The following is a 10,772-nucleotide window of genomic DNA, read 5'->3' on the forward strand; positions in this document are numbered from 1 at the left end:
GAGCGCGGTCAAAGTACCTTCGGACGATGAGGGGCAGCGTCATCATCGTGGCCGGGGTGGTGGCGGGTTGATGTAAAAGCATCGCTGGCAGGCGGAGGATCCCCATCTGCGGTGAGGGGGGCTCTGTGGCTATGTTCCGTGCCAGCTGGACGGCGGCGATCCCGGATTTCCCGATGTCAAGGGTGCTGGTGCAAGACTGTAGAAGGCTTTACTCCACCACGCGAAGGGACCAACACACATGAGGACACCGGACTGGGTGGAGCACGTGGTGTGGTGGCAGGTCTATCCGCTGGGCTTTACCGGCGCCGAAAAATCGGCCCGGCAGACACCGGACAATGCCAATGATCGTCATGAAGACGGGGACTCGGCTCCCGCGCGGCGCGGTCTGACGCACCTGGTGGCCTGGCTCGATTACATCGTCGAAATGGGTGCTTCCGGCCTAGCCCTGGGGCCGGTGTTCGCTTCGGAAACCCACGGCTACGACACCACTGACTACTACCGCATCGATCCCCGGCTTGGCAGCGATGCCGACTTCGACGAACTGGTAGCGCAGGCCCACGCACGCGGAATCCGGGTCCTCCTGGATGGCGTGTTCAACCATACCGGCCGCTCCTTCGCTCCCTTCCAGAAGGCGCTCGAACAAGGACCGGGCGCGACGACGGCGGCCTGGTTCAGCTTCTCCTGGCCGGACACCTGGGAGCCGGGCACCGAACCCGGGTATGAAGACTTTGAAGGCCATCACCACCTTGCGGCTCTGAACCATGAGGAGCCGGCCGTGGCGGATTTCGTGGCCGATGTGATGAAGCACTGGCTGCGCCGCGGTGCGGACGGGTGGCGGCTCGACGCCGCCTACGCGGTGCCGACGTCGTTCTGGGCTGGCGTCCTTGACGAGGTCCGCTCGGAGTTCCCGGAGGCGTATTTCGTGGGGGAGTATATCCACGGCGACTATCCGGCGGATGTCCGCGCCGGGCACCTGGATTCGGTCACCCAGTATGAGTTGTGGAAGGCGATCTGGAGTTCACTTGGCGAGGCGAACTTCTATGAGCTGACCGCAGCGTTGGAACGCCACAACGTCTTTCTGGACACCTTTGTGCCACTGACCTTTATCGGCAACCATGACGTCACACGCATTGCGAGCAGGCTGGCGCCGTCGGGCCGGCTGGCTCATGCACTGGTGCTGCTCTTCACTCTGCCGGGTACGCCTGTGATCTACTACGGGGATGAGCAGGGCTACCGGGGCATCAAGGAGGAAAGGGCCGGGGGCGACGACGACGTCCGACCCTCCTTCCCCGCTTCCCCTGCCGACCTTTCGGACGTCGGGGAAGCGCTGTACACCCTGCACCAGGAACTGATCGGGCTGCGGCGCCGGAACCACTGGGTGCACGCATCCCGGACCCGGGTGCACACGCTCAGCAACGAACACCTGGTCTACGAGGTGTACGACGCCGGTCATGCCCTGTTCGTTGCAATGAATCTTGAGGAAAACTCGGTGACGCTGGAGATTCCCGCGTCGGCGTGCGAAGTTCTGGCCGGTGCGGGCGGACTGGACGTCCCTGGCGGTTGGCTGACCCTACCGCCGAAGGGGTGGGCCATTTTGGGCCTGGCTGACGCTCAGAACATGTAGTCTTTCGGAAGCCGAACGAGAGTCCTCGGCTCGCTGTGCCGGTGCTTTAGAGATTTCCCCCAGCTCTCTAGGGCACCGGCACCCTTGAGTTAGAGATCAGAACTTTGGTGAGTCACCGCGAAGACGTACTCAACGTCGCCGGTAGCGGAGGGGTCCCCGCTGAGCGTCACGTAGTAGCCACTTTCTGGGACTGAGATGTCGAATGAACCCGGCTCGCCGCACGCCAAATGTGACATCCCCTCCTGGCGGGCTTCGGATGAATAGGCGAAAGTCAGTCCGTCGGCTCCAACGCATTGAACATGAACTGTGTAGTCGCCGGGCTGGAGGGCGGTGTCCGGCCAGCCGATTGTGTTCAGGGTACTAAAGTCGCCGTCGCCCGCCTGAATGATGCTCGCTGAGTCCAGCTGCAGATCGAGGGGCTGTGCTGTAGGTTCGGTGGGATCACCAACAACCTCAGGGTCGGCCGTCGCTGCCTCTGTGGCGGTCACCGTCTCACTTGCCGCCTCCGGAGCTTGCTCGCTTACCCCGCAGCCGCTCATCATAAGGAGAGACAAAGCGCTCAGCGCCCCAACTATCGTTGCTCGGTTGCGCGTCTGTACCTCGGATGTCCCCATCGGACGAGCATAACTGCCACTGCTGCTCAGGGGACCCTCTCGCTGAGGAATCTTCTGACGAGGTGTGCTCCCCGGCAACGACCTATCTGTCCCTCCGCCGGTCGGCGAGGGTGAGCCACAACCGGTGCGTGGTGATCACCACCGCCAGCCAACCGAGCCCCAGCGTCGCGGCGACCAACACATCGGTCACCCAGTGATGACCTAGATAGACACGGGTGGCGGCCATCAAAAAAGTGAACAGCAGCGCGCCAGCAACAATGAGGACCCGGGTCCGCTTGCGGTGTTCACTCAGGACCAGCAGGTAGGCGATGATCCCGGTGATCACCATTGCATTCAGCGTGTGACCGCTGGGAAACGACGGCGACGATTCGTACGGGGGAACAGCGAATTCCAGGGGTGGCCGCAACCGACCAATCGCGTTCTTCCCCAGGACTGTCATCAGCAGGGATCCGGCGGCGGCGACAGCCACGAGGATGAGCGGGGTGACTGACCGTCGCCGGAAGCAGAGCGCGGCAATTGCTGCGGCGGCAAGAACCGGCATCGCGATGGGACCACCCAGGAAAGTAAACCCGTTGGCCAGTGCCACCACCACCGGATTGCGCAGCTCCACCGACGCGTCTAGGGCGGGCTGGTCCAGGATGGCAACGCCGTCCGTCTCGGCGACCGCCTCATACACCTCGGCGGACGCGACGGCGAGCGACACCGCGAGCCCGCCACCGATCACCAGGATCAGCAGCATCGCCCAGTGCGGCCCGATCCAACCCGCCAGGACTCGGACCCACCGGACCAGGAAACGCCCCATGGGGGTGGTCCAGCGGGTGTAATCCTTACCGCCGGTGAAACTGTCCTTCTCGGGTGTCATTTCTCGACTTTAGCGCGACGTCGGGGCCTAGGCTGGTGCCATGAGTGAACACCAATCGATGCGTGACCTCCTCCGCGGGGTCCCCGCGTTCCCCGACACCCTTCCAGCTTTCGACCCTGCCGCTGCACCTGAGTCACCGACCGACCTGTTCCTTGAGTGGCTGGCCGCAGCGGTCGAGGACGGCGTGGCGGCGCCGCACGCCCTCACCCTCGCGACGGTGGACCGGGATGGGATGCCGGATGCCCGGGTGGTGATCCTGAAAGACGTCGACGATTTCGGCTTTTCCTTTGCTTCCAGCAGTGACAGCCCCAAGGGCCGCCAGCTGGAAAACGCTCCGGCCGCGGCGTTGAACCTGTTCTGGCCGACGGTGGGCAGGCAGATCCGAATCCGCGGTGCCGTTCGCCCGGCGGGTACTGAGGAGAACGACGCCGACTTCCGCCGTCGCCATCCTGTCGCCCGCGCCCTGGTGCTTGCCGGCGAGCAGAGCAGCGTCCTGCGCTCCCGGGAAGAACTGGACGACGCCGTCGCCACCCAGGTACAGCGCCTGGAAGGGGATGGTCCGACACCCGGATCGGTCACCTGGACCGTGTACACACTGTCCCCGGACAGTGTCGAGTTCTGGCAGGCCGACCCGGAACGCCGCCACCTGAGGCTCCGGTATGCCCGGGACGGTGCTGGGTGGTCCCGCACGCTGCTCTGGCCCTAGGCCGTCTGGACCCGACACGGGCCGGGCCGGGCACGGACTGGGCGCCGGCGACGGGCTGGCGGAGACCCAGTCTCCTGCTGTTCACTGACGCTTCCACCGCCAGCCATCTGATCGTCACCGGCTCCCCACCTGGGGCTGTCACCGTCGTGGTGTGAGGATCGTGATTGTTGCCGAAACATTCCTGCCCGCCGTCAACGGGGTCACCCATTCTGTCCAGAAGATGCTCGAGCACTTCGCGGCACGCGGTGACGAGGTGCTGGTGATCGCCCCCTCCGGTGCGGGTGCCACCGACGAGAAGGTGGGTGGCCGAACGGTGCGCGTCCACCGCCTTCCAGCAGTTCCACTGGCGGGGTACAACAGTGTCCGGGTCGCCCTGGGCGGAGTCGCCAGGGTAAGGAGCATCCTCGCCGACTTTGAACCCGACATCATTCACCTGGCGTCGCCGTTCGAACTGGGGTGGCGTGCCATCCGGGCAGCCGAACAGCTCGGCATTCCGGTGGTTGCGGTCTACCAGACCGATGTGCCCGGGTACGCGGCGCGATACGGCGTGCCGTTCCTGACCAACTGGGCGTGGCAGCGGGTGGAAAACATCCACGAGGGTGCGTCCCGCACCCTTGCACCTTCCACCGCGGCCGTGAACCAGCTGCGGGGACACGGCATCCCCCGGGTTCAGCTGTGGCGTCGGGGCGTCGACACGGGACGGTTCCACCCGGACCGGCGCGATGAGAAACTCCGGACCCGGCTCGCCCCCGGCGGCGAGCGGCTGATCGGCTACGTGGGCCGGCTCGCGGCGGAGAAACAGGTCGAGGACCTGAGGGTCCTGGCCGACATCGAGAACACCCGGCTGGTGATCATCGGCGACGGCCCGCTGCGCGGGACCCTCGAACAGGCCCTTCCGAACGCCATCTTCACCGGGTTCCTGGGCGGCGGGGAATTGGCGACGGCGGTGGCCAGCCTTGACCTGTTCGTCCACCCTGGTGAGCTGGAGACGTTCTGTCAGACCATCCAGGAGGCAATGGCTTCGGGTGTACCGGTGGTGGCCACCGGCAAAGGCGGACCAGTGGATCTGGTGGATGCCTCCCGCACCGGGTGGCTCTACCGGCCGGGTGACCTGGACCAGTTGCGCCGCCAGGTGGTGGACCTGATCGGCGACGACGCCAAACGTCTAGCCTTCGCCGAAGCCGCGTTCGCGAGCGTGCAGGGCCGCACCTGGCCGGTGCTGTGCGAACTGCTCGTCCAGCACTACGAGGAGGTTCTGGTTGAACACGCCCTGCTGCGTCTCTGACCCCGGAACTCTCGCCGTTGACCTCACCGCCGGGCCGCCCACCTGTCATGAGCGAGCATAGGCTGCGGTACGTCGCTCTGGGCGACTCCTTCACCGAGGGAGTGGGGGATCCCAACAAGCACCTGCCCAACGGGGTCCGCGGCTGGGCAGACCGGGTGGCCGAGAAGCTGGCCAAGGACCAGCCGGGCTGGGAGTACGCGAACCTTGCTGTGCGCAGCAAACGCCTGCGCCACATCGCCGCCGAACAGCTGGAGCGGGCCGTCGACCTGCGCCCCACCCTGATCACCCTGTACGCCGGGGGCAACGACATTCTCGACGCCGGCACGTCAGTCCCACAGTTGCTGGCCGACTACGAGGAACTGGTGGCGCCCCTGGCCGCCACCGGCGCCCGGGTGCTGCTCTTCACCGGGTACGACGTCAACGTGACACCCGCCCTCCGGCTGCTCCGCAAGAGGCACCAGCTCTACAACGACGGCGTCCGGCGGATCGCCGACGCCTATGGCGCGGTTCTGGTGGACTACTGGGCCTTCAGCGCCTACCAGGACCGGCGGATGTGGGGACCCGACCGGCTCCACATGTCCAAGGCCGGCCACAAATACATGGCCTCCCAGGTGCTGGACCTGCTGGGGGTGCCGCATTCCGTGAAGCTGAAGGACTGGGATCCGCCGGTCCCAAAGACCTTCAGGGAGTGGGAGCGCGAGCAGCGCCGCTGGATCCACGACTGGGTGCTCCCGCTGGCTGGCCGCAAGATCCGGAGGGTCACCCTGGGCGACAACCTTCCCCCGCGGTGGCCGATCCCTGTGGTGGTGCCGCCGAAGGGCGGCCTCCGCCGGCTGGTCAGGGACGAGGGACTCCCGACGGCGACGCCGGGACCGTAGCGTCCCTTTCCCGTCCCGGGTATCCGCGCTATCCTGCGAGCCCTGCTCCGACGATCAGCAGGATCGCCGCGAACACCACACCCGAGACGATCAGGGTCACCATCGTGTACCCCAGAATGTCCCGCATTTTCAGCCCGGCGATAGCCAGCAGCGGCAGCGCCCAGAACGGCTGGATCATGTTGGTCCACTGGTCACCGTAGGACACTGCCATGATCGCGATCGCGGGGTCCACGCCCAGGCGTTCGGCGGCGTCGAGCATGATCGGCGCCTGGACCGCGAACTGGCCACCACCGGAGGGCACGAAGAAGTTCACCAGACCGGCGGACAGCAGCGCGAACAGGCCGAATGTCGTTGGGTTCGCAATGTTCACGAACGCGTCGGAGACCACGTTGATGAGGCCCGTCGTCGTCATCATCCCCATGATCCCCGCGTACAGGGGGAACTGGAGGAGGATCTCGCCGACATTCGACGCTGCGTTCTTGGTCAGCGCGATCAGTTCGAACGGGCTACGGACCAGCAGTAACAGCAGGGCCAGGAAGGTCCAGTTCACGATGTCCAGGGTGGCGGTGCCGCCCTGCACGTAGTGGACCACCAGGTAGGCAACGAGGGCCAGGCCCACCACTGTGGTGAGGATTCGGCTGGCGTCGATCCGGTCGGCGGGGGTGACGACGTCGTCGTCGATTGCCACATCGTCGGAGCGGCGGGCATCCACCTCCAGCTCGGTGATCCTGTCACCGGCACGCGGCGAAACCAGGGCCAGCGCGGCCGCGACCAGGACGATCGTGGCCACAGCGGCGGTGATGTTCCACCAGGAGAAGGTGGTCTCCGTAATGGGAATGGTGCGGCCCAGCTGCTCGGCGATGAAGGAGCCCTCGGTGGCGGCGGTCAGCGGTCCTGACCCCGAGTACCCCATGTGCCACACCACGAAGCCGGAGAACCCGGCGGCGACGAGCATCGGGAAGTGCAGCGCCATGCCGCGCTCGCGGGCCTGGGCAGCGACCTCCTTGGCCAGCAGACCGCCGACGACGAGGCCGAGTCCCCACGTGATCAGGGACGCCGTGGCGGCGACCACGAACACGAAGACGTACGCCTGCATGGGGCTCCGGGGGATCCCGCCGAGGCGGGCCAGGAGTTTCCGGACGGGGCCGGTGTGGGCCAGCGCATGCCCCAGCAGCAGGATCAGCGCCATCTGGGTCATGAACGCGAGCAACCCGGCCAACCCGTCACCCCACCCGTTGAGTACGTCCACGGGGCCAGCATCGGTGAAGACCAGTGCGGCGACAGCAACCACCAGGCTGAGGACCACTGCGAACACCAAGGCGCTCGGCAGGAAGCGTTCAACCACCGAGTTGATCGGCCGCATGGCCGCCGACACCACTGAGGTCTGCTGTTTGGGTGGGGGACCAGAGGGTGCCATGGGTGTGTTCTCCTGTGAGGTGACGTCATTGTCGGTTCGGTGGGGGCGCCGATCCGGCATCAACGTTACTTCACCGGGAACCACCGCGGACCAATCTGTACGACAATGGTGTCCACAGCATGATCCCCACCAACTGCCGTGAAAGGTAAGTCGTTGATCAAAGAGATCGCCGTTTTCAGTGGACAAGCAAGCGGGGGATTCGCGGCGGAGATCTGCGGGCACCTGGGCGTGCCGCTCCTTCCCTCCCGGTTGCAGCGTTTCGCCAACGACTGCCTGGAGGTGCAGCTGTTGGAGAACTGCCGGGAACGGGACGTGTTCATCATCCAGCCTCTGGTCAAGCCGGTCCAGGAGAACCTGATGGAGCTGCTGATGATGATCGATGCGGCCCGCGGTGCCTCCGCCGGTCGGATTACCGCGGTGATGCCCCACTATTCCTACGCCCGGTCCGACAAGAAGGACGCCCCGCGGATCTCGATCGGCGGCAAGCTGGTGGCCGACCTGTTGACCACGGCGGGTGCCTCACGGGTGCTCACCATGACCCTGCACTCCCCGCAGGTGCAGGCCTTCTTCGGGGTGCCCGTCGATCAGCTGCACGCCCTCCGGGAACTCGCGGCGCACTTCCAGGACCTGGATCTGAGCAACACCATCGTGGTCTCCCCGGATCTGGGTAACGCGAAGGCCGCGACGGCGTTCTCGCGTCTCCTGGGCACCCCCGTGGCGGCCGGCGCGAAGGAACGGTTCGAGAACGATCGCGTGCAGATCACCTCGATCATCGGCGATGTCCGGGACAAGGACATTGTGGTGCTCGACGACGAGATCGCTAATGGGAGCACCGTCCTGGAGCTCCTGGACCACCTGGCCAAAATGGGTGCACGGAAGGCGCGGGTGGTGTGCACCCACGGGATCTTTTCCAACGGGGCGGTGGAACGCATCGCCGAGCGCGACGACGTCATCGAGGTGCTCTGCACCAACACGGTCCCGATCGGTGCGGATAAGACCCACCCGAAGCTGAAGGTGATCTCGGTGGCCAACGCCTTCGCCGAGGCGATCCGTCGGATCCACACCGGCGAGTCGGTGAGCGCGCTCTTCCAGGCGGAGGGCATCAACGTTTAGGGCTGACGCCTCTGACAACTGAAGCTTCAGAGAACCGATGCCTCTAACAGTTGCGGTCTAGGTGGCTGTTGCCAGCCGGTGGCGCAGCTCGTTTGCAGCGTCGCTGGGGTGGGCGCCCTCGGGAAACGGCCCACGTCCCCAGAGCCAGAGCAGCATTTCAGTTGGTTTTCCACTGACCTGGGCGTCCGCCCGATCACTGACCTGCCGCTCCAGTGTCACCACGGCTGAATTGATTGTCACCGTCCAGGCGAGCCCGGCGCTCCGCAGCGTGACGGTGGACCCGGTGGCGGCGTCGTCGGGCTTGCTGCGGACCAGCATGACAGTGAGTACCTCATCGATCCCGTCAACGGCGAGGTCCGGGTCGATCGGCTCCGCGATGCCCAGTGCCGATTCGAGGTCGTAACGGTGGATGGAAGTTTCGTGGGCGAGCCGGCGGATCCAGAAACCAACACTCTGGTCGTCCTTCATCCAGGTGAACGCCGGGTCCTCCGGTGCGTGGGTGTCGAACTGGTCCATCAGCCGGGCGTAGCACTGCTGCAGCGCGTGAACCGGCTCCAGCTGGGCCAGCTCGGCGGGCGGCCAGGTGCCGGCTGGCTTGGCGGCGGTCCTGATGGACTCGGCCTTATGCAGGTAAACCATCGCGGTGTGCCGGATGAGATCCTCGCCGGTCCAGCCCGGGCAGGCCGGGATCTGTGCGGTGAGCGCGGAGGGCGCCAACTCGACCATCCGGGAGTGATCACGGTCCAGCAGCGCGCGGTACAGGTCGAAGGACAGGGCGTACGGGTACTGTGCGGTCATTACCCGAGTCTAGGCACATAGCCGCGGTGTGCCCTTCAGGCGGCGCCCCGCCGTTCACCCCGGGCTACCTTCCTGCATGTTACTGGCCGGTAATGTAGGGGTATGCATCTTCTGTTTCGGACCCTGCTGACCCTGTTCATTTCCCGACGACGCCCACGCCTCAGCATCTGGGGGGAGTCGTCACTGCCCCTGCGGGTGCTGCCCACCGACATTGACATTGCGATGCATGTCAACAACGGCATGTATTTCTCACTGATGGACCTCGGGCGGTTTGACCTGATGATCCGCAGTGGCACCTGGTCCCAGATGCGCCGACGGGGCTGGAGCCCGGTAGCCAACGGCGAGACCATCAGCTTCCGCAAGTCCCTGACACTGGGACAGCGCTACTCGATCGAGACCCGGATCATTGGCTTCGATGAGCGGGCCATCTACTTCGAGCAGCGCATGGTCAGCGCCGGCGAGATCTATGCGAAGGCGATCATCGCCACCCGGCTGGTCTCCAGGAGCGGTCCTGTCAGCAACGAGGACATCTTCGCCGCCCTCGGCGAGCCGCCAGCAGATCTGGTGCTCCCCGAGTGGATCCACGAGTGGCGGCTCAACAACTCGCTCCCCAGTACCCGCCGTCCCGCGCCGCACAGCTGGGTCCGCTAGCTCCTTCCACCCTTCTCGACGCTGGGGACCGTGTCCGGGAGGAGCTGCAGCAGCCGTGCCGCGACGCTGATCGCAATTACGGCGGGCGCCTTGCCGGAGATGTCAGGGAGCCCGATGGGGCAGCTGATCCGTTCGATCACCGTCCCCGTATGACCCTCCGCCTGCAACCGGGATCGGAAACGCGACCATTTGGCGCTGGACCCGATCAGACCGACCGAGCCCAGGTCGCCGCGTCGCAGCGCGGCGTCGCACAGCAGGAAGTCTTCGGCGTGGTCGTGGGTCATGATGAGCACGTGCGCCCCGGCGGGCAAAGTGCCCAGCACCGAATCCGGGACGGGGGTGTGCACGGGGTGGACGTCGGCCACCCCGCCCAGTACGTCGGCGAGCCGGCTGGGGTCCACCTGGTCCGCCCTGCTGTCCACCAGGTGCAGGTGGACGGGGAGACGGGACAGGATCCGCGCCAGTTCATGGCCCACATGGCCCACACCGAACACCGCCACGGTGGGTCGGGGCAGGAACGGTTCGAGGAGGACCTCGACGACGCCGCCGCAACACTGTTTCCCATGCTGGGTGGGAGCGCGCTCGTTGAGCGTGAAGGTGAGGCTCTCGGGGACTGTGCTGCCGCCGTCGAGCATGACGCGGGCACGGTCGATCACTGTGGCCTCCAGGTTGCCGCCGCCGATGCTGTCCCACGACTCGCTCGCCGCGATCAGCATCTTCGCCCCCGCCTCCCGTGGTGCATGACCGCGCACCCCGGTGACCGTGGCGAGCACCCCGGGCTGATCCGTCGAGCGCAGACGCTGCAGCGCTTCCAACCAGTCCAT

11 protein-coding genes are annotated in these 10,772 nt (G+C 65.9%); 6 read left to right on the plus strand and 5 right to left on the minus strand.

Annotated elements, in window-relative coordinates; translation table 11 throughout:
* Positions 1-238 precede the first annotated feature (238 nt).
* Complete coding sequence (locus tag HMI57_RS02835) at positions 239-1,624, plus strand: alpha-amylase family protein (RefSeq protein WP_171584395.1); 1,386 nt, start codon at positions 239-241, stop codon at positions 1,622-1,624.
* Positions 1,625-1,713: 89 nt separating this feature from the next.
* Here HMI57_RS02835 and HMI57_RS02840 read toward each other — a convergent pair whose 3' ends face one another.
* The gene (locus HMI57_RS02840) at positions 1,714-2,112 is read right to left on the minus strand and encodes a hypothetical protein (protein ID WP_171584396.1); all 399 of its coding nucleotides are present in this window, start codon (positions 2,110-2,112) and stop codon (positions 1,714-1,716) included.
* A gap of 208 nt (positions 2,113-2,320) precedes the next feature.
* Positions 2,321-3,100 carry a phosphatase PAP2 family protein gene (locus HMI57_RS02845; protein ID WP_171584397.1) on the minus strand — a complete coding sequence of 260 codons (780 nt, stop codon included), beginning with the start codon at positions 3,098-3,100 and terminating at the stop codon, positions 2,321-2,323.
* 40 nt (positions 3,101-3,140) lie between these two features.
* Between HMI57_RS02845 and HMI57_RS02850 the strand changes: the two genes are divergently transcribed.
* From HMI57_RS02850 to HMI57_RS02860, 3 genes are all read left to right on the plus strand, one after another.
* The gene (locus HMI57_RS02850; protein WP_171584398.1) at positions 3,141-3,806 is read left to right on the plus strand and encodes a pyridoxal 5'-phosphate synthase; all 666 of its coding nucleotides are present in this window, start codon (positions 3,141-3,143) and stop codon (positions 3,804-3,806) included.
* A gap of 151 nt (positions 3,807-3,957) precedes the next feature.
* Entirely contained in the window at positions 3,958-5,091 is a 1,134-nt protein-coding gene (locus HMI57_RS02855) for a glycosyltransferase family 1 protein (RefSeq protein WP_171584399.1), read from the plus strand.
* Positions 5,092-5,138: 47 nt separating this feature from the next.
* Entirely contained in the window at positions 5,139-5,969 is an 831-nt protein-coding gene (locus HMI57_RS02860; protein WP_171584400.1) for an SGNH/GDSL hydrolase family protein, read from the plus strand.
* Between the two features lie 28 nt (positions 5,970-5,997).
* Here the strand turns inward: HMI57_RS02860 and HMI57_RS02865 are convergent, their stop codons facing one another.
* Positions 5,998-7,386 (minus strand): TIGR00366 family protein, encoded by a 1,389-nt coding sequence (locus HMI57_RS02865; protein WP_171584401.1) that lies wholly within the window; start codon positions 7,384-7,386, stop codon positions 5,998-6,000.
* 156 nt (positions 7,387-7,542) lie between these two features.
* Here HMI57_RS02865 and HMI57_RS02870 point away from each other — a divergent pair, with 156 nt between their 5' ends.
* Entirely contained in the window at positions 7,543-8,499 is a 957-nt protein-coding gene (locus HMI57_RS02870) for a ribose-phosphate pyrophosphokinase (protein ID WP_171584674.1), read from the plus strand.
* 57 nt (positions 8,500-8,556) lie between these two features.
* On the opposite strand, the gene HMI57_RS02875 is transcribed toward HMI57_RS02870, so the two are convergent.
* Positions 8,557-9,297 carry a maleylpyruvate isomerase family mycothiol-dependent enzyme gene (locus HMI57_RS02875; RefSeq protein ID WP_171584402.1) on the minus strand — a complete coding sequence of 247 codons (741 nt, stop codon included), beginning with the start codon at positions 9,295-9,297 and terminating at the stop codon, positions 8,557-8,559.
* 102 nt (positions 9,298-9,399) lie between these two features.
* On the opposite strand from HMI57_RS02875, the gene HMI57_RS02880 reads away from it, so the two are divergent.
* On the plus strand, positions 9,400-9,948 hold the full coding sequence (locus tag HMI57_RS02880; RefSeq protein ID WP_171584403.1) for an acyl-CoA thioesterase: 549 nt from the start codon (positions 9,400-9,402) through the stop codon (positions 9,946-9,948).
* On the opposite strand, the gene xdhC is transcribed toward HMI57_RS02880, so the two are convergent.
* Positions 9,945-10,772, minus strand: a complete 828-nt coding sequence (gene xdhC / locus HMI57_RS02885) for a xanthine dehydrogenase accessory protein XdhC (RefSeq protein ID WP_171584404.1) — start codon at positions 10,770-10,772, stop codon at positions 9,945-9,947. The two genes, HMI57_RS02880 and xdhC, sit on opposite strands and share 4 nt — an antisense overlap.

This window comes from Arthrobacter sp. 260 (assembly GCF_013116745.1).
In the GTDB taxonomy this organism is placed as follows: domain Bacteria; phylum Actinomycetota; class Actinomycetes; order Actinomycetales; family Micrococcaceae; genus Arthrobacter_D.